Source organism: Methylomicrobium agile (assembly GCF_000733855.1).
GTDB classification, from domain to species: Bacteria; Pseudomonadota; Gammaproteobacteria; order Methylococcales; family Methylomonadaceae; genus Methylomicrobium; species Methylomicrobium agile.
Map to the genome: position 1 here is coordinate 3,882,733 of NZ_JPOJ01000001.1, position 18,308 is coordinate 3,901,040.

The 18,308-nt window shown below is 56.4% G+C and carries 16 protein-coding genes; 9 read left to right on the forward strand and 7 right to left on the reverse strand.

From position 1 onward, the window contains the following. Positions 1-113 precede the first annotated feature (113 nt). Entirely contained in the window at positions 114-593 is a 480-nt protein-coding gene (gene ssb, locus CC94_RS0118090) for a single-stranded DNA-binding protein (RefSeq protein ID WP_005372189.1), read from the reverse strand. A gap of 199 nt (positions 594-792) precedes the next feature. Between ssb and dnaB the strand changes: the two genes are divergently transcribed. The 3 genes from dnaB to CC94_RS0118105 all read left to right on the forward strand — a co-directional run bounded on the left by dnaB (position 793) and on the right by CC94_RS0118105 (position 4,527). Beyond that, on the forward strand, positions 793-2,187 hold the full coding sequence (gene dnaB / locus CC94_RS0118095; protein WP_005372190.1) for a replicative DNA helicase: 1,395 nt from the start codon (positions 793-795) through the stop codon (positions 2,185-2,187). Then, positions 2,180-3,295: an alanine racemase gene (gene alr, locus CC94_RS0118100; protein WP_031431724.1), complete on the forward strand. Its 1,116-nt coding sequence runs from the start codon at positions 2,180-2,182 to the stop codon at positions 3,293-3,295. Before dnaB ends, alr begins: the two co-directional genes overlap by 8 nt. A gap of 104 nt (positions 3,296-3,399) precedes the next feature. Next, complete coding sequence (locus tag CC94_RS0118105) at positions 3,400-4,527, forward strand: aminotransferase class V-fold PLP-dependent enzyme (RefSeq protein WP_031431725.1); 1,128 nt, start codon at positions 3,400-3,402, stop codon at positions 4,525-4,527. 33 nt (positions 4,528-4,560) lie between these two features. On the opposite strand, the gene CC94_RS0118110 is transcribed toward CC94_RS0118105, so the two are convergent. Next, positions 4,561-5,271, reverse strand: coding sequence for a glutamine amidotransferase (locus CC94_RS0118110; protein ID WP_005372195.1), 711 nt, complete (start codon positions 5,269-5,271; stop codon positions 4,561-4,563). A 318-nt stretch (positions 5,272-5,589) separates the two neighbouring features. Between CC94_RS0118110 and CC94_RS21790 the strand changes: the two genes are divergently transcribed. The 3 genes from CC94_RS21790 to CC94_RS0118130 all read left to right on the forward strand — a co-directional run bounded on the left by CC94_RS21790 (position 5,590) and on the right by CC94_RS0118130 (position 7,544). Beyond that, entirely contained in the window at positions 5,590-6,159 is a 570-nt protein-coding gene (locus tag CC94_RS21790; RefSeq protein ID WP_005372197.1) for a hypothetical protein, read from the forward strand. A gap of 78 nt (positions 6,160-6,237) precedes the next feature. Next, entirely contained in the window at positions 6,238-6,612 is a 375-nt protein-coding gene (locus CC94_RS0118125) for a hypothetical protein (RefSeq protein ID WP_005372199.1), read from the forward strand. Positions 6,613-6,701: 89 nt separating this feature from the next. Next, positions 6,702-7,544: an alpha/beta hydrolase gene (locus CC94_RS0118130; RefSeq protein ID WP_005372201.1), complete on the forward strand. Its 843-nt coding sequence runs from the start codon at positions 6,702-6,704 to the stop codon at positions 7,542-7,544. 87 nt (positions 7,545-7,631) lie between these two features. On the opposite strand, the gene CC94_RS0118135 is transcribed toward CC94_RS0118130, so the two are convergent. Next, positions 7,632-7,985, reverse strand: a complete 354-nt coding sequence (locus tag CC94_RS0118135; protein WP_005372203.1) for a YceK/YidQ family lipoprotein — start codon at positions 7,983-7,985, stop codon at positions 7,632-7,634. A gap of 177 nt (positions 7,986-8,162) precedes the next feature. After that, on the reverse strand, positions 8,163-8,630 hold the full coding sequence (gene creA, locus CC94_RS0118140; RefSeq protein WP_005372205.1) for a protein CreA: 468 nt from the start codon (positions 8,628-8,630) through the stop codon (positions 8,163-8,165). Between the two features lie 375 nt (positions 8,631-9,005). Between creA and CC94_RS0118145 the strand changes: the two genes are divergently transcribed. Next, positions 9,006-9,722, forward strand: coding sequence for a YidB family protein (locus CC94_RS0118145; RefSeq protein ID WP_031431728.1), 717 nt, complete (start codon positions 9,006-9,008; stop codon positions 9,720-9,722). Positions 9,723-10,028: 306 nt separating this feature from the next. Here CC94_RS0118145 and CC94_RS0118150 read toward each other — a convergent pair whose 3' ends face one another. Then, positions 10,029-10,253: a hypothetical protein gene (locus tag CC94_RS0118150; protein ID WP_031431729.1), complete on the reverse strand. Its 225-nt coding sequence runs from the start codon at positions 10,251-10,253 to the stop codon at positions 10,029-10,031. Between the two features lie 135 nt (positions 10,254-10,388). Here CC94_RS0118150 and CC94_RS0118155 point away from each other — a divergent pair, with 135 nt between their 5' ends. Further along, positions 10,389-11,621 (forward strand): glutaredoxin family protein, encoded by a 1,233-nt coding sequence (locus tag CC94_RS0118155; RefSeq protein WP_342666534.1) that lies wholly within the window; start codon positions 10,389-10,391, stop codon positions 11,619-11,621. A gap of 366 nt (positions 11,622-11,987) precedes the next feature. Next, positions 11,988-13,523 carry a hypothetical protein gene (locus CC94_RS0118160; RefSeq protein WP_031431731.1) on the forward strand — a complete coding sequence of 512 codons (1,536 nt, stop codon included), beginning with the start codon at positions 11,988-11,990 and terminating at the stop codon, positions 13,521-13,523. Between the two features lie 151 nt (positions 13,524-13,674). Here CC94_RS0118160 and CC94_RS0118165 read toward each other — a convergent pair whose 3' ends face one another. Both CC94_RS0118165 and CC94_RS0118170 read right to left on the reverse strand, forming a co-directional pair. Further along, positions 13,675-15,123 (reverse strand): TolC family protein, encoded by a 1,449-nt coding sequence (locus tag CC94_RS0118165; RefSeq protein WP_213069365.1) that lies wholly within the window; start codon positions 15,121-15,123, stop codon positions 13,675-13,677. Beyond that, positions 15,110-18,286 (reverse strand): efflux RND transporter permease subunit, encoded by a 3,177-nt coding sequence (locus CC94_RS0118170; protein ID WP_005372216.1) that lies wholly within the window; start codon positions 18,284-18,286, stop codon positions 15,110-15,112. The genes CC94_RS0118165 and CC94_RS0118170 overlap by 14 nt, the downstream gene beginning before the upstream one ends. Positions 18,287-18,308: the final 22 nt, after the last annotated feature.

Here is an 18,308-nt window from a genome sequence, read left to right on the forward strand (position 1 = left end):
GCACTAACCGATGTATTCGCCAGGGTCTTCACAAACATCGAAACGCAGAATGGAAAACCCGCAGTGATGCGGGTTCCATAGACAATTTTTAGCAAATTATCATTTGGTAGGAATTAGAACGGAATATCGTCGTCGAAGTCGTCGTAATTCGGCGGTGGCGGCATCGAACCGGAAGACGCCGGCGCTTCCGGCCTTGAAGACGACGGCTTGCCCGGAGCCGCATAGCCCGATTGCGGCTGATCGCCAAAGCTTGCCGTGCCGCCGCTGCGGCTGTCGAGCATATGCATTTCTTCCGCGACGATTTCGGTCGTATAACGGTCCTGGCCGTCCTGGCCCTGCCATTTCTGGGTCCGAATGCGTCCTTCGACATAAACCTGGCTGCCTTTTTTCAGATATTCCCCGGCCACTTCGGCCAGCCGGGCGAAGAACACCACGCGATGCCATTCCGTCTCTTCCTTGCGTTCGTTGGTCTGCTTATCGCGCCACCTTCTGCTGGTAGCCAGACGAATCGTCGTCACCTGACCGCCGCTCGGCATGAAGCGGACTTCGGGATCGGCTCCCAATCTCCCAATCAAAATAACCTTATTCAGCATTGCTTACTCCAAAATGTTTTTCCTGATCCATCAAAACCGCCGCTGCCGAGCCGGCTTCCGTCGATTGCCTACCCATACCCCGCAACGAAAATCACCGATGCTCCGGTGTGCCGCGGCCAATTTTGATAATATAGCAGTATATCAAATCGAGGGGCGCTTGCCTCACTTATCTAACCCACTCTTTTTCTCTCGTCATTAAATGCCTGACAGCCTGATTTTTCCGCACGACTACGCGCATGACTCTTTAAAAGTTCCGCCCAGTTCGATCCAGGCCGAACAGGCCGTACTGGGTGGCCTGATGTTGGACAATCAGACCTGGGATTCGGTTGCGGACAAGGTGACCGCCGACGATTTCTACCGGAAGGACCACCGGCTGATCTTTCGGACGATCGAGAATCTGGCCGAAAAACAGATTCCTTTCGATGTGGTGACGATATCGGAGGCGCTGGAGGATATCGGCGAGCTCGAAAATGCGGGTGGCCTGGCGTATCTGGGCATGCTCGCGAAGGATACGCCGAGCGCCGCGAACATCGTCAGCTACGCGAATATCGTCCGCGACCGCTCGGTGCTGCGGCAATTGATCCACGTCGGCACCGACATTGCGGACTCCTGCTTCAACACCGAAGGCCGCAATACTTCCGAGCTGCTCGAACATGCGGAGCGCGAAGTGTTCAAGATCGCCGAACAGCGCCAGAAAGGCCAGAGCGGCTTCCAGCCGATCAAATCGCTGCTCGCCAAAGCGGTCGACCGGATCGAGGTGATGTTCGCGCAGGAAGGCTCGATCACCGGCGCCAGCACCGGCTATACCGAACTCGACCGCCTGACCTCCGGCCTGCAGCCGGCCGATCTGATCATCGTGGCCGGAAGGCCGTCGATGGGTAAAACCACGATCGCGATGAATATGGCCGAGAATATCGCGATCAAAAGCCGGATGCCGGTTGCGGTGTTCAGTATGGAAATGCCGGGCGACGCGCTGGCGATGCGGATGATGTCCTCGCTCGGCCGGATCGACCAGAACAAGGTCCGGACCGGCAAACTGGAGGACGACGACTGGCCGCGGCTGACCTCGGCGATGAGCCTGCTTGCCGAAACCAAACTGTTCATCGACGACACGCCCGCGCTGACGCCGACCGAAGTACGCTCGCGCGCGCGCCGGCTGATGCGCGAGCACGGCCAGATCGGGCTGATCGTGATTGACTACCTGCAATTGATGCAGTCGCCGAGCAGCGGCGACAACCGGGTGCAGCAGATTTCGGACATCTCCCGCGGCCTGAAGGCGCTCGCGAAGGAACTGAACGTGCCGGTGATCGCGCTGTCGCAGTTGAACCGCAACCTCGAACAGCGGCCGAACAAGCGGCCGGTGATGTCGGACCTCAGGGAGTCTGGCGCGATCGAGCAGGACGCCGATTTGATCATATTTGTATACCGCGACGAGGTCTACCACGAAGATACCCCGGACAAAGGCATCGCCGAACTGATCATCGGCAAGCAGCGGAATGGTCCTTTGGGCACCGTGCGCCTGACTTTCCTCGGGCAGTTTACCCGTTTCGAGAATTACGCGGGTACGCAATACGACCAGGATTATTATGAATGATCCGCTAATGCCTGCCGCCTATGCGGTTTTGAATACCGATGCGGTAAAACGTAACGTCTCCGTGGTGAGACGCCATGCGCCCGGCGCAAAAATCATGGCGGTGATCAAAGCCAACGGCTACGGCCACGGCTTGCAGCGTATCGCCGAAGTGCTGGCCGATGTCGATGCGTTCGCGGTTGCGCGCGGCGACGAAGGGATCAGGCTGCGAAAAGCCGGCTTCGAGCAGCCGGTCACCGTGCTGGAAGGGTTCCGGAACCGCGACGAGCTCGATCTCTTCCTGTCGTATGGCCTCGATACGGTCGTGCATTCGTTCCCGCAGCTCGATATTCTCGAAAGCTGCCCGGAAACCGGCAGGCTCGGCGTCTGGCTGAAGATCGACACCGGCATGAACCGGCTCGGCTTTCGGCCTGCCGATTTCGGCCAGGTCCATCAACGGTTGCGGCAATGCCGGATCGTCAAAGGCCCGATCCGTTTCATGACGCATCTGGCCAATGCGGACGACAAAACCGATGTAAAAACCCTTCGACAGATCGCTTTATTCAACGAGACGCTCGCGGATTGTCCGGGCGAACGCAGCATCGCCAACTCCGCCGGTATTCTGGGGTGGAAAGATGCCTTGACCGACTGGGTGCGGCCCGGCGTGATGCTTTACGGCATCTCGCCGTTCCCGTCGCAGACCGGCAGCCAAATCGGCCTGCAGCCGGTGATGGGCCTCTATTCGCAGCTGATCGCCGTCAAGCCGGTATACCAAGGCGAAACGGTCGGCTACAGCGGCACCTGGCGTTGCCCCGAACCGACGCGGCTAGGCGTGATCGCGATCGGTTACGGCGACGGCTATCCGCGCTATGCCAGAAACGGCACGCCGGTGCTGGTCAACGGCCGCCGCGTGCCGCTGATCGGGCGCGTGTCGATGGACATGATTACGGTGGATCTGGCCTCGCAACCGGACGCCAAGCCGGGCGACCCGGTGACCTTATGGAACGACGACCTGCCGGTCGAGGAAATCGCGCAGTGCGCCGACACGATTCCTTACACGCTGGTGTGCGGGATCACCCAACGGGTGCAGATCATCGAGCGGGAATTCGAGCCGGCGACATGCGAATCGTAGGGGACGCTGTGCGTACCAAGAGAGATAAAGAAGGATACCGATTCAAGGTACGCACAGCGTACCTACAGGGTTCATGATTAAACGATTCATTTACTTTCGAGATTATGCATCATCCCGACTTTCCGTTAGCCGAAGACCTGATCTATTTCAATCACGCCGCGGTCGCGCCCTGGCCGGACCGGACCCGCAAGGCCGTGGCCGAGTTCGCCGAACAGAACGCCCGCTACGGCGCGGCGTTCTATCCCGACTGGCTCCGAAAAGAAACGCAGTTGCGCGAGCAGTTGCAGGCGTTGGTCAACGCACCGAGTCCGGACGACATCGCCTTGGTCAAAAATACCTCTGAAGCGCTGTCGTTCGTCGCTTACGGTCTGGACTGGCAGGCCGGCGACAATATCGTGACCAGCAACGAGGAATTTCCGTCGAACCGGCTGCCGTGGGAGTCGCTGGCCGCGCAAGGCGTCGAACTGCGCCAGGCCGACCTGCATGCCGCCGCCACGCCGGAAGACGCGCTGTTCGCGTTGGTCGACCGCAACACCCGCCTGCTGACGGTCAGTTCGATCCAGTTCGCGACCGGCCTCCGGCTCGATATCGAAAGGATCGGCGAATTCTGCAAGCGGCGAAGCATCCTGTTCTGCATCGATGCGATCCAGAGCATCGGCGCGGTGCGCTTCGATGTGCAGGCCTGCCGGGCGGATTTCGCGATGGCCGACGGCCATAAATGGATGTTCGGCCCCGAAGGGCTCGGGGTGTTCTATACGGCCCCGGACGCGCGCGACCGGCTCAAACTGACCCAGTTCGGCTGGCACATGATGAAGGATACGCACAATTACGAAAACAGGCCCTGGGCGATGCACCCGACCGCCCGCCGCTTCGAATGCGGCAGTCCGAACATGCTCGGTATCCATGCCTTGTCCGCCAGCGTCTCGCTGCTGCTCGAAACCGGGATGGAAAAGATCGAAAGCCTGCTGTTCGAACGGATGGATTATCTGCGGGAACGAATAGAACGGCATCCCGAGCTGGAATTACGGTCCCCTGCCCCGCCGGCGCTAAAGTCGGGTATCGCGGTATTCAAACATAAAAAGATTGCGAATCCGGCGTTTTATCAATACCTGATGCAGCAAAAAGTGATTTGCGCCCTGCGCGGGGCGGGCATCCGTTTCTCGCCGCATTTTTACAACAGTCCGGATCAGATCGACCGGGCGCTGGCCATCATCGACCGCTGTCCGGCCTGACCGGCTCGGGTCATCGCCGTTCCGTCGCTACCGCTACCGTTCCGTGCAATAGCCGTAAAACCGTTTCAGCAGCGCATTCGCGGCCTCGGTATCGGCTATCGCGGCCTTCAACGCGGCAACGTCCCGGCCGTGTTCATGCAGCGCGGCGGCATGTTCGGCCACATAACCGTGCATGATCTCCGCGGTAAATTCGGGATGGAACTGGACTCCCCAGGCGCATTCGCCCACCCGAAACGCCTGGTGCGCTTCGTAGGCGTTGCCCGCCAGATGCAAGGCACTCGCCGGCAGCCGCATCACCGATTGCGCATGGGTGACATGCGCGGTAAACCGGTCCGGCAAATGGCCGAGCAAAGGATCCCGTTTTCCTTCTTCGGTCAATTCGATCGCGACGGTGCCGATTTCCCGGCCTTGGGGATGATAATCGACATGGCCGCCCATCGCCTGCGCCAGGAGTTGGTGGCCGAAACAGACGCCCAGCAAAGGGACCGCCTCGCTCACCGCCTCCCGTACCCAGACGGCCAGGGACTGCATCCATCCGGCTCGATCGGTCACCATCGCAGGCGAGCCGGTGATGATCGCCCCGGATAAAGTTTCCGGCAACGGCAACGCTTCGCCTCCTGCCGCATCGATAACCGGCGCGCCGGACAGGCCGCAGCCTTCGCTCATCCAGTCTTCGAAATCGCCGAAGCGCTGCCGGATGGGCAACAATGTCGAGCCGGTTTTGATGATGACGAAAGATTTCAAATGATATAGCCGGAATTTTAAACTGGACTTGGGGAGTGATCGCGGCGCGCAACCGATCGGTATCAGGCACACTGATCGCCGCCCGGGATCTCGCAGGCATTATACTCTGCCGGGCGATTTTCGGGGAAGGTGCGGCCGTGGACGCCGGGGCCGGCCGTAAGGCGATTACGGTAAAGCCGACATTTTGCTGCGTGGACGCCGGTTTCTCCCTCTTCCGTCAGACAGTCCGGGAAAATGACAGCCTGACTGTGGCATCCGCCATGCTTATGCGTTAGGATAGGCACCGGTGAATCGATGAAATCAGTCAGGATCGGTAGCATGCAGACTAAAAACCGCCGTTTCCGCTTGCCGAGTTACCGCCGGCTGCTAATCGGTTTATTGACGAGTTTCCTGACCGCGGGCTGTACGTCGCTGGAGTCCCGGTTATCCATCGAGCCCTACACCAAAAACAAACCGGTGCGAAACGCGCTCGAAGATCTCGCGGAAGCCTATTGCCGGGAAAAACGCACCGAAACTCATGCGCAGCCCGATTTCATTTTCACGACCGACGGCTGCTCGCGTTGGCCGGATGATGACTGGGTCGCCTGCTGCATTGCGCATGACATCGCGTATTGGTGCGGCGGCAGCGGCCGGGACCGGGATTACGCCGACCGGGAATTGATGCGCTGCGTGAACGCGAAAGCGAACGGACTCGGAAATATCCTCTATGCCGGAGTCCGGCTGGGCGGAATGCCCTGGCTACCGACGCCCTGGCGTTGGGGTTACGGCTGGGATAATTGGCCGGCCGGTTACGAAACCCTGCCGCCTTCGCCTCCGGCGCCACAACTTTTCGAAAAACTCAACGTATATGAATCGATCGAGCGGCACCTGAACGGAAGCGCACATTGAGACGGGGTGCATATCGTTTGATCTCCGCCAACCCTCGCCGAGACCTCGGCGCTAGCCTAGCCGACTGGAGTAAAACCGATGAACAACGATGCTTCCGGGATGCGAATGATTTATGAAGGACCATTGCAGATCGGCATTTATGCCTTTATTTTTTTCGGCCTGTTCGCGCTGGCCATCACGCTGTGGGTACTGTATAGACGGGATACCTTGAGAATCAAATATCTCTTGCTGGTTGCCTGGGGCATCCTGCCGCCCGTCTGGTTTGTCGTGGAATATTTCTTTATCTTTTTACCGTACGGCGCGCCGGGCTCGTTCGGTTTTTTCCAATACGGCCAGGACATCGCCTCGAAACTGTGGGCGGCGGTGTTCGCGCTGATCTCGATCGACCTTTACAAGGCCAGCGAAAGAGCGAAAGAAGCCCGAAAACACGAGACTTCGGAGGATTATGGCTAACCGCCCTTGCCGCTCCCGCGGCCCGGCAATTCCCTATCGGGTCGCTTCCTTGAATCCGGCACGGCCCGCTTCCACCAAGATTTCGTAAAATGGAATTTTTTCAGACACGGGACCGCCTGTCCCTTTTTTATACGGCCCGTCCGGCGGTGTCGCCGAAAGCGTCGATCGTGTTTCTGCATGGCGTGGGCGAACATATCGGCCGCTACGAGCCGGCTCTTCAGGCGTTCGCCGCCCGGGGATACCACTGCTACGGCTTCGATCAGCGCGGCTTCGGCCGTTCCGAAGGCAAACGCGGGCATGTTCATGTTTTTCAGGACTACGTCGACGATGTCGCCGAGTTCATCGCCAGGATCGTTGACGAGGCGGCGGCCCGTCCGCTTTTTCTGTTCGGTCACAGCATGGGCTCGATCGTGATGCTGAACTACGTGCTGCAGTACCCGCAAATCATCCGCGGAGTGCTGGTTTTTTCCTGCCCGCTGCACTTGGCCGGCCGGCTTGCCGATTACGGCGCCGCTTTAGCCAAAAAATGCTCGAAATATGCGCCGCAATTTACAGTTCCCACCCTGATCGACCTTGACGAACTGACCGACAATCCACGCGTGATCGACGACTTCGAGCACGACCCCTGCCGCCTCTCTACCGTCACGTTCGGCTGGCTGAACCAGTTTACCCTGGCCCGCGAACATATCGGGCGCCACGCCGGCCGCATTGTATCGCCCGCCTTGATTTGCCACGGCGGCAGTGACCGGATCGCCGCGCTTTCGGGCGCAAAGGCCTTGTACGAGCGGCTGGGGAGCAAGGACAAATCGTTAATCGTTTATCCCGGCTTCAAGCACGAACTGCTCAATCATCGGCCCGCCGAATCGGCGCAGGTATTGAAGGAAACCGCCGCTTGGCTGGACAAACGCCTGATCTCCCTCCAGAAGAACTAGCGCCGGCTTGCCGGATCGACGAAATTCGGTATCCCTCTCCGAAGACTCGTTCCGTGCCTCCGCCGCCGAATACGATATGAAAACACCTCAGTTGCCGGCCGATGCGATGTCGTCGCTACGGAACGCCTCCGGATTGTAAATGCGATACAGGTCGTAAGGCACCACGACCGTATCGAAAACGGTAGAAAAAGGCAGATCGATAGTCAGAACAAAGCCGACAATCCCGTTGACCCATCCCGGCTGCACACCTTCCTGGTCGGTTTTCAAAGGCTGGCCTTTCATTAGCGTCCCGAGATCGTTCACATCCTGCCGAACGCCGGGATAAACCCGCCATTTATCATCTTGCTCAACAACGTCGGTTCTCGCTCGTATGCTCGAACAGCCGAGCATCAGCAAATCCAGGAGAATCACCGTAACCCATCTTGCAGTATTGAACTTCATCGCTCTTTCCTACCTTCCAGTGGAAACGCTCCCGTTCCGGAAAACCCCTCGGAGAGAACGATCCTAACCCCATGAACCGGCCGCCGCGCCGTAAGCCTGTCACCTCTGCTTTATCTGACCCGCAGTCCTTCCGCAGGTTCGATACGATCTCGCCAAACCGCTTCATCACGTCCGGATTTAGCGCCAGGCCTGAATCGGTACGGCGGAAACGCTGTTTTTCGGCGAGCCTTCCAATACCCGGTCGCTGTAGACCATATAAACCAGGGTATTGCGGTTTTTATCGAAAAACCTGACCACCTGCATCGACTTGAATATCAGCGAGGTGCGTTTTTTGAATACGTTTTCACCGTCGCGCTCGCCCGATTTGATCTTTGGATCGAGGTTGATCGCTCCGGTCTGATGGCAGGACAGCGACGCATCCGAAGTGTCTTCGGCAACGCCGACCGCCCCGGAAACCCCGCCCGTTTTGGCCCGGCTAATGTAGCAAGTCACGCCGGCGACGTCTGGATCGTCGAATGCCTCGATCACGATCTTGTTGTCGGGGCCGATCAGCTTGAATTCGGTATCTACGGAGCCGATCGTATCGGCCGGCGCGGTTGTGCTGCAAGCGATCAATAACAGACTGATGACGCTTCGGTTTTTCATAGGGGTCCTCCCGAAATGGTTAAGGTAAAACAAAAAGTAATCCGATTATCTTCTATTACACAGGAACCCTGACTTTTTTCAAGCTTTTCGACGGCTTTACGGAGGCCGGTGACGCGGATGTTTTTTGTCGAGACCCGCCGCCTCTGCCATTTGAATCCATTCGATGGATTGAATCGGACACGATTATTCCGCCAGTCTGAACCCTCGATCGCATTCATTGCTCTTAAGTGTTATTCCCGATGCAATCGGGCCTTAAGTCCGGTATCGGCAATGGCAGGTTTACGGATTTTTGAATCGTCCTGAAGCAAAAATCGCCTGTGATTGATCCGCAACCGAGTCTTCGATTTTTTTCATCCGGTTATCGAGGAGGTCGTGATGAGTCTATTTACCGAAATCGTCAAATCCGCCATCGGCGCGAATACCCACGAAGAAGCCGAACCCAAGACCCAAAATCTGGTAAACGGCGCCCTTGGCATGCTGGAGTCCATGGGGGGCGTCGGCGGACTGGTTCAAAAATTCCAGCAGTCCGGACTCGGCGAGGTGGCCTCGTCGTGGGTCGGCAAGGAAAAAAACCAAACCGTACAGCCGGAGCAATTGAAACAGGTATTGGGCGAGGATCAAATCAGGAACCTGGCCCAACGAGCGGGCATCTCCGAATCCGCGGCGCCCTCCGTGCTTTCGAAAATCCTGCCCGACATGGTCGACAGATTGACGCCGGAAGGCAAGGAACCCGAATCGGGCAATCTGGCGGAGTGGGGCAAGATGATTCTGGGCGGGGCGGGCATCGCCGCGGCCGCGGCAGGCGTCTATTTCGGACGCCAGGACAAGGAAGAGGATCAGCCCTCGATCGAGCCTGAGCAAACCACGCCGTCGCCGGCTGTCACGGGTATCAAAGCCGACGCGCCGGCCGCTCCGGCATCCCCTGCCCCGCAGCCGCGCACTTATCAAGTCGCGAGCGGCGACACGCTGTCGGAAATCGCGAAGCGGTTTTACCATGACCCGAACCAGTGGCCGCGCATTTACAAGGCGAACCGCGACATTTTGAACAATCCGGACCGGATATCCCCAGGCCAGAATTTGCGCATCCCCTAACGATAGCGCAGGTCAACGGGAGCCGTCGTGGAGAGAATTGAATGGCGCTTAGGATTAGGTCGATCATAATTTTCCCCTCGTTCTCCCGCCGAACGCTTAGCTGTAGGGTACGCTGTGCGTGTCTTTCGATATTAGATGGTACGTACTCGGCAACGGCTCCATGCGTTGCCCTAACTCCTGCATCCCTGCAGTCGAGCGTACCCTACGGGGCTGGCTGGACTTAACGACATGGCAGCCTTCAGAAGGTGAGGGCCTTCCTACACACGACATGAAAATGCTCTAACGTAAACCGGCATTCCTTGAAATTCAGCCCCGCAACGTCTTTTCCAATTTTTTCGCCTGGCCGGCGTCCAGCCACCGCTCGCACCAGGCATTCAAGGAACCGGCGCTGCCTTTCATCAGCTCGAATTCCCGTTTGGCTTCTCCCGGCTGTTCCTTGGGCCACCAGCTGCGCGCGATAAACTGGCCGGCGATATACTCGCGGGCTCTGGATAACTCGGCGTCCGTGATATGGATGTTTTTCGAAGTCATCGGGTTCACCAACCTGAATAAAGATAGGGGGACGAAAAGGTTGTAATACTCCGACCTTATTTTTAGGCAATAGTTGATTTTAAGATGATAATGAAAGCCTTGCCGCACCGATAGAGATCAAGTCTCCGAATGAACATGCTCAAATTTTTACTTGCCCGTTCAACGCCGGTTGTCCTTGCCTTACTGCTCGGATTTGTTGCCTCGATAGCCGGCGCGGCGCCTTCAGCGGTAACGCCTGAAGCCGAATCAGATCGGATTGCGCCGCAAGCGGGCATCGCCGTCGAAGTGTTCATTCGCGAAGGCTGCCCCCATTGCGAGAAAGCCAGATCATTCCTGGGCGCTTTGGCGGCCGAGCGGCCGGAGCTGCGGATTTTGCTGCGCGATGTCGGCCAAGACGCGGCCGCGCTCGAGCGCTTGAGAGAGTTGGCGAATGCGCAAGGCATCGGCAAACCCGGCGTGCCGGCTTTTTATATCGACCGGCGGCTGATGATCGGCTTTTCGGATGAGGCAAACACCGGAAAACAACTTCTGGACGCACTGGCCGATGCAAAACGGCCGCAACCGGCCGCACCTCCGGAAAGCTGTACCCTCGATCAAACCCAGGTTTGCGAAAAGCCGTCAGAGCCGGCCGGCTTCGAAGTTTCGCTGTTCGGCCATACGCTCGCGCCGGATCGGGCCGGCTTGCCGCTGTTCACGCTGGCGATGGGTCTGCTCGACGGCTTCAACCCCTGCTCGATGTGGGTGCTGATCCTGATGATTTCGCTGTTGGCGCCGATGCGGGACCGTTGGCGCATGTTCGCGGTCGCGGGAACCTTCATCGCGGTCGAAGGGCTGGCCTATCTGGTTTTCATGGCGGCCTGGCTGAATCTGTTCTTGCTGGTGGGATTCTCGCGGGTCTCGCAGCTCATCATCGCAGCGCTGGCGATAGGCGCCGGGATGATTCATATCAAGGATGCGCTGGCCTTCGGCCGTGGGATTTCGCTGTCGATACCGCAACAATCCAAACCCGGCCTCTACGCGCAAATCCGCCGAATCCTCCAGGCCGAAAATCTGCTCGGTGCGCTCATCGCCGCCGCGATGCTGGCCGTTTTGGTGCAGATCGTCGAGTTCCTCTGCACCTCGGGCTTTCCGGCGCTTTATACCCGCATTCTGACCCTGCGACAAATGGATCCCTGGAGTTACTACGGCTACCTGCTGCTGTACAACGCGGCTTACATGTTCGACGATGTGCTCGTGCTCGGCGTCGGCATATTCACGCTCAGCCAGAGGCGGCTCCAGGAAAAGGAAGGCCGCTGGCTCAAACTGGCCAGCGGCGGCGTAATGATCGCTCTCGGCGTCTATCTGTTGGAGGCACGGCATTCGGGTTGAGCGACAGCCACCTCGACCGAACCGAACTGGCGGTATGCCGATCGCTCTGCCCTGCCTATGAAAGCTATGTCCTGAAACCGCATGAATAGCCGCGTCCGCAACCTCCGCGCCGCAGGGTGCGGCTAAGACTCAAGAGCCAGCACAGGAACTTGCGTTTCGCACTAGGCATTTCCCCGTCGTTCATGGCATTATTGACAGCAGTTTATTCTCATTTCGATTTAAATAACCGTTTTATCAAACGGCGGTCGGTAAAAATACCCTGGCAAAAGTTCAATCATTTCGTATCGGCGCGCTTATAATTCTTCAAAACAGTATGATCTTTCCCTATTCGACATCTTTTAAAAAGTACCCGGGAGCAGTTACACGATGACGGCCGAACTCTTCGTTCTCTTGACGGTGCAGTTGCTTGGAACCGGGGCGGCCTTCCTTCTGGCCTACCGGTCCTTCGAAAAACGCCGCATCAAACTGGGCGCCGAACCGACGCTGCCGCAATACTTTATCCGCCGGAGCACCTACACGGCCGGAATCGCCTTATATTGTACGCTAATGGCAACGTTCTACGGCCTGTTGACGTGGCAATGGCTGGCTATCGAGCCTCTGGTGACGCTGATCGTCAAGAGCCTTCGCACCGGAGATTGGGTAACCCTTTTGAACGGTTTGGGCGGCAGCACATTGGTCCCGTTGATCATCGCCGCACTGTTGCTGTTTTTCATTGCCTGGGAAAACAAGTTCAATCCCCTGCTGATCTTGCGCGACAGCATCCACGATGCCTTCGCGATTCCGACCAAGGCGGTCGAAGTCTACAATGCGCTGGTCACTTCGAGATTGTCCGCGATCGACGGCCGTTTAAAAGAGAAAATTGCCGACCGTCTGTTGGTGCCGAGCATCGATCCCGGCGATTTCCAGAAATCCGACGCCACCGTCGAGTATAAATGGGCGCACAATTGCCTGCTTTTCGATGAAATCCAAAACTACGCCGAGCAAACCTCCTTTCGCCGTTTTTTCAACGAACCGTCGCTGAAATGGGGAGAAATCTGCATTTCCTACAACGCCATGTCGGAAAGAGTCGCCGTGTGGAAAGAAGCCGAGCCGCACTATACCAAGACGGTCAATCTACTGAAGGATCTGGACCACTTGACCGGCCTGCTCTGCCGCCTGCTCGCGTCGCTGATCGTGTTCGGCAGCGCCAATGAGAACGACATTTGGTCCGCCGTGAAGCGGCTCGGCGGCAACGTGCGCGAAGCCCGACTGGAACACACCTATAGATACATCCTGCTGTTTACCGCCGCCGCCGCGGTCGGAGTGATGCTGGGCCGGGAAATCTCGGTCCTGCTGCACAATACCTTCCTGTTTCCGGAAAGGCCGCTTGCCCACTTCGACTACACCACTTTGCGTTGGGTCGCCTATGCGATTCCGATGTACGTGCTGCCGGTCGCACTGGTCTTCGTTTCCCGGACCTTTGTTTTCCGGCAGCATCGAGGGCGGTCCGACCGATACTACGGTTTTTATATATCGGTGATGATGTTGGGCTTCGCCGTCAGCACCGCGGTATCGGTACTGGTACTCGAACTGACCTTCTACCGCAGGGAGCATTTCAATTTTCTGGAAAGCTTCATCCAGCACATGCGTTGGGGAATCCTGCCAGCGCTCGTGTGCGGCTTCGTGGCTTATCAGATGGACAGCCCCGCCAGCGCATCGGAATCCATCGGCAGAGTGGTTTTGGCCGCTCTACTGCGGTTTTTCGGCTGGGGAACGATCGCCGTGATTATCATGTTGTATACGACGGACGATTTGCCGGTCGAAGTATCGAATCTGCGCTTCACCTTGGTCGGCACCGCGTTCTTCATGATCGGCCTGCTGGGCGCGGCCGCTTACTTCCAAAAGCCGAGGGCTGACGATTAATCCGCCGCCTATGCACTATCCAGCCCTGTAGGTCGGACACGCTTTTGTGCCCGATAATATCGATACCTTAACCGGGTGATGGTTTTGAGCTCAAACGTCGGGCAACGGTGAAGCTGTTGCCCGACCTACTCACTACTCACTTTCCAGACAATTACACATTCTGCCACCCGCCGCCAAGCGCCTTATACAAGTCCACCACCGCGCTCATTTGCTTCTGTTTCGTTTCGATCAGCTCTTTTTTGGCATCCAAGGCATCCCTTTGCGTCAACAAAACCTCCAGATAATCGGCGCGGGCCGACAGGAACAGCTGGTTGGCCACGTCGATCGATTGCACGAGCGAGTCCACCTGATTGCTCTTGAAGCGATAGTTCTTGTCCAGATTGTCGATGTTCGAAATTTGATTGGCCACTTCCATATAGGCTTTGATGATGCTTTGCTCGTACTCGTAAGCCGCCTGAACCTGCTTGGCGTTGGCGTTTTTGTATTCGGCGATGATCGCGTTCTTGTTTACCAGCGGTGCGACCATCTCGCCGGCAATGGTCGCCGCCAGCGACTCCGGCGTATTGATCAAATATTTGAGCGCGAAAGCCTGAAAGCCGATGCCGGCCTTGATGCCGAAGGTCGGATAGAAATTCGCTCTCGCCACTTTGATGCTCAAATCGGCCGCCGCCAGCTCCAGTTCCGCTTGCTTGATATCGGGCCGGTTTTGCAGCAGTTGCGAAGGTATCCCCACCTGGAGCATTTTCGGTTTGATGTCCATGAAGCCGGCCGAATGGCGCTTGATCGGCCCGGACGTTCGGCCCAACAAAAAATTGATGCGGTTTTCAATGACGCTGATCTGCTGTTTGATCTCGTATTTTCTGCTCTCGTTTTTGGTCACTTCCGCAGCGTAACGTTTGACCGCGAGCGCATTCGTTCTGGCATAAATCTGCAATTGCTTGACCATCTCCAGGCCGTTTTGCAGAATGGCGATGTATTGTTCCAGGTTTTCGAGCTGATTGTCCAACGCGAGCAGTTCGTAATACGAATGCGCGACCTCGGCGACCAGATTGGTCACCAAAAAGTGCCGGCCTTCGATCGACGCCATGTAATCCAGCACGGCCACCTGCTTCTCGTTTCTGAGCTTTTTCCAAACGTCGATCTCCCAGGTCGAAAACAGCCCGAACTGATAATCGCCGAGCAAGGTCGGAAACGACTCGCCCGGCCGTATCTCCAGATTTTCCTCGACCGCGCCGCTGCGCGTAAACTGTCCGACCTTGTCCGCGCCGGCGCCCGCACCGATGCTCACAAAGGGCAGATAAGCCCCTTTACGCTTTTGAATTTCATTTTCCGCCACGCTGATGCGCTGCAGCATGATATTCATTTCCTTATTGTTCGCGATCGCCGTTTTGATCAATGCGATCAGATCGGAATCTTCAAAAAAATCTGCCCAATTCGCGGTTGCGGTATTTTTCTGTGCCGAAACGCCCGGTGTATTCTTGAAATGATCCGGCAGCGCGGTGTCGGTCTTTTTGGCGGTCATTGCCGGGATGCCGCAGGCTTGTAACATCAGCCCCACAGCGCCCAACAGCAAAAACTGCAATGTATTACTCTTCAACATCATTCGTACCGTAGTGATATTTTTCGGTTAAAGGATCGATATCTTCGTGCTTAATTAGTCGCTTGCCTTCGATCATCTTGGCAAAGACGTAATACAATCCGGGGATTAGCACGACGCCGAATACGGTACCGAACAGCATGCCGCCTAGGGCGGTCGTGCCGATCGTCCGGTTGCCGACAGCTCCCGCTCCGGTGGCGATCGCCAACGGAATCAGGCCGGCGATGAACGCGAACGAAGTCATCAAGATCGGCCGGAAACGCGCTTTGGCGCCCTCGATCGCTGCCTCTTTAATCGTCATGCCCTGGGCTTGCTTCTGCACCGCGTATTCCACGATCAATACCGCGTTTTTACCGAGCAAACCCACTAACATCACCAGCCCCAACTGAGAATAGACATCATTGGCAAGGCCCAGCTCTTTCAGCAGGAAGAATGCGCCGAAAAGACCAGGGGGCAGCGAACATAATACGACTAACGGCAAAACAAAGCTTTCATACTGCGCGGCTAGCACCAGATAGACGAACATGATAACGACCACGAAGATCTCTATTGCTTCAGTACCGCGGCGGGCTTCGTCAAACGTCAAACCTTCCCACGCGACGTCAAAACCTTTCGGTAAAACTTCAGCGGCGACTTCCTGGATCGCCTTGATGGCTGCTCCCGTGGTATAACCGGCGGCTGGCTCGGCGCGGATAGCGGCGGAATTGTAAAGGTTATAACGCGTGATCTCATTGGGACCCTGCCGTTTCTTCATGGTCATGAAAGCGGAGTACGGCACCATCGCGCCCTTGTCGTTTTTCACGAAGAATTTCAACACATCCTCAGGGAAACGCCGAAATTCGGGCAGAGCCTGGGCGTAGACCTTGAAAAAGTTATTGAAGCGGATAAAGCCCTGCTCATAGGTGCTGCCGATCATGATGTCCAGGTTATTCATCGCCTTGTCGATGGTAACGCCTTTTTGCATCGCGAGCTTATTGTCGATGACCAGTTCGTATTGCGGATAATTGGCCGCATAGAAGGTAAACAATCCGGTCAGCTCCTTTCGCTTGCGCATCGCATCCATGAACGTATGGTTAATTTTGTCGAACTCGAAGTAATCCGTATCTATGGTCTTATTCAATAAACGAAACGCCAAGCCGGATGCCGCGCCGTAACCCGGCACTGCCGGCGGTTGAAAAAACTCGATGACCGCGCCCATGTCATGGGTTTTTTCCTCGAGTTCGTTGATGATATCCTGTACGGAATGTTTGCGTTGGGTCCAATCTTTCAGGTTGATGACACAGGTGCCGGCATTCGAACCGCGTCCTTCGGTGAGCACTTCGTAGCCCGCCAAGGAAGAAACCGATTGCACGCCGTCGATTTTTTCAGCTATCCCTTCCAGTTGCCGCGCCACTTTGTTCGTCACTTCGATGGTGGAGCCGGGCGGCGTCTGGATAATCGCGTAAATCATGCCTTGGTCTTCACCCGGAATAAAGCCGGAAGGCAAGGTTAGACTGACTGTATAAATACCGAAACAAAATGCGCCCAAAATCGAAAAGGTCAACAACCGTCGCATGACGACGACATTAAGAATTTTAATGTATCGTCCCGTGACCTTTTCAAAAAGGGCGTTGAATGCATCGATGAAAAGACTGATCGGCGTTTTCCGCTTCTTCTGTCCGTGCGTGTTTTTTAGAATCATCGCGCACAGAACCGGGGAAAGCGATAACGCCACGATCGCTGAAATGACGATCGACGAGGCCATGGCGATACCGAATTGCCGGTAAAATACGCCGACCGGCCCGGACATGAACGCAATAGGGATGAACACGGACACCATGACCAGCGTAATCGCCACAATGGCTCCGCCGATTTCCCCCAAGACTTTTTTCGAGGCGACAAAAGGAGAAACATGCTCCGCTTCCATTTTCGCGTGCACCGCTTCGACCACCACGATCGCATCATCGACCACGATGCCAATGGCCAATACCAAGGCAAACAGAGTAATCAGGTTGATGGAAAGCCCGAACGCCGACATCACGGAGAAAGCTCCGATCAGCGAAACCGGTACCGCGAGTATTGGGATCAAGGTGGAACGCCAGTCGCCCAAAAACACAAACACCACCAAGGATACTAGCAAGAACGCTTCGCCCAAGGTATGCAGGACTTTGTCGATGGAAGCTTCAACGAATCTCGATACGTCGTAATTGATTTCGTAGTCCATGCCTTCGGGGAAGGATTTTTTCAACTCTTTCAATTTTTCCTTGACGTCTTCTATGACCTTTTGGGCATTAGTGCCGTAGTTTTGCTTCAGCACGATGGACGCGGAAGGGTACCCGTCCTTATCGGAGTAAATATTATAAAACTCGCTGTTCAGATCGACTCTGGCGATGTCTTTAATACGCAGAATTTCACCTTCCGGGTTGGCCCGGACAATAATGTCTTCATATTCTTCCTTCTTATTGAAGCGCCCTTTATAGACCAGCACGTATTCTTTGGACTGGGCGGCAATACCCGTGCTTTGGCCCAGCCGGCCGGGACGTCCGATAATGCTTTGCTCTCCGATCGCGTCCATCACCTCGTCTACCGAAACGTTATAGGCGCGCATTCGGTCAGGATTCAGCCAAATCCGCATCGCATATTGGCGGGCGCCCAATATTGTGGCTTGGGCGATGCCAGTGATGCGCTGAATTTCCGGAATAACGCTGACGTAGGCATAATTAAATAAAAGCTTCTGATCGGCGTTTTTGTCCTTACTGTACAGGTTGACGTACATCAGCATGCTGGGCTGGACGAAGTTCACGATCACGCCTTCTAACTGTACCAGTTTGGGCAGCCTGCTCATCATCTGATCCACGCGTGTCTTTACGTTAACCATCGCAATGTTGGGATCAACCCCCAGATTGAAATACACTTGAATAGTCGATTCGCCGGCGCTGGTCGCGTCCGAGGTGAGGTATTTCATGCCGGGCACGCCGTTGATGGCGCGTTCGATCATAATCAAGGACGATTGCACCAATACATCGGCGCTGGAGCCGGGAAACGATAACGAAACCGTAACCCGCGGCGGCGCAATATCTGGAAACTGGGCAATGGGCAAGGATCGGATTGCCAGGAAGCCCATGAACAGGAACACGAGCGATAACACGATCGCCATCACGGGTCTTTTGATAAAGATATTAAACATGATTGATCACTGATTGGATTAA

Bases quoted from the DNA above. Each gene is read 5' to 3' on its own strand.
- ssb (WP_005372189.1), bottom strand. From the start codon at position 593: ATGCTGAATAAGGTTATTTTGATTGGGAGATTGGGAGCCGATCCCGAA.
- dnaB (WP_005372190.1), top strand. From the start codon at position 793: ATGCCTGACAGCCTGATTTTTCCGCACGACTACGCGCATGACTCTTTA.
- alr (WP_031431724.1), top strand. From the start codon at position 2,180: ATGAATGATCCGCTAATGCCTGCCGCCTATGCGGTTTTGAATACCGAT.
- CC94_RS0118105 (WP_031431725.1), top strand. From the start codon at position 3,400: ATGCATCATCCCGACTTTCCGTTAGCCGAAGACCTGATCTATTTCAAT.
- CC94_RS21790 (WP_005372197.1), top strand. From the start codon at position 5,590: ATGCAGACTAAAAACCGCCGTTTCCGCTTGCCGAGTTACCGCCGGCTG.
- CC94_RS0118125 (WP_005372199.1), top strand. From the start codon at position 6,238: ATGAACAACGATGCTTCCGGGATGCGAATGATTTATGAAGGACCATTG.
- CC94_RS0118130 (WP_005372201.1), top strand. From the start codon at position 6,702: ATGGAATTTTTTCAGACACGGGACCGCCTGTCCCTTTTTTATACGGCC.
- CC94_RS0118135 (WP_005372203.1), bottom strand. From the start codon at position 7,985: ATGAAGTTCAATACTGCAAGATGGGTTACGGTGATTCTCCTGGATTTG.
- creA (WP_005372205.1), bottom strand. From the start codon at position 8,630: ATGAAAAACCGAAGCGTCATCAGTCTGTTATTGATCGCTTGCAGCACA.
- CC94_RS0118145 (WP_031431728.1), top strand. From the start codon at position 9,006: ATGAGTCTATTTACCGAAATCGTCAAATCCGCCATCGGCGCGAATACC.
- CC94_RS0118150 (WP_031431729.1), bottom strand. From the start codon at position 10,253: ATGACTTCGAAAAACATCCATATCACGGACGCCGAGTTATCCAGAGCC.
- CC94_RS0118155 (WP_342666534.1), top strand. From the start codon at position 10,389: ATGCTCAAATTTTTACTTGCCCGTTCAACGCCGGTTGTCCTTGCCTTA.
- CC94_RS0118160 (WP_031431731.1), top strand. From the start codon at position 11,988: ATGACGGCCGAACTCTTCGTTCTCTTGACGGTGCAGTTGCTTGGAACC.
- CC94_RS0118165 (WP_213069365.1), bottom strand. From the start codon at position 15,123: ATGTTGAAGAGTAATACATTGCAGTTTTTGCTGTTGGGCGCTGTGGGG.
- CC94_RS0118170 (WP_005372216.1), bottom strand. From the start codon at position 18,286: ATGTTTAATATCTTTATCAAAAGACCCGTGATGGCGATCGTGTTATCG.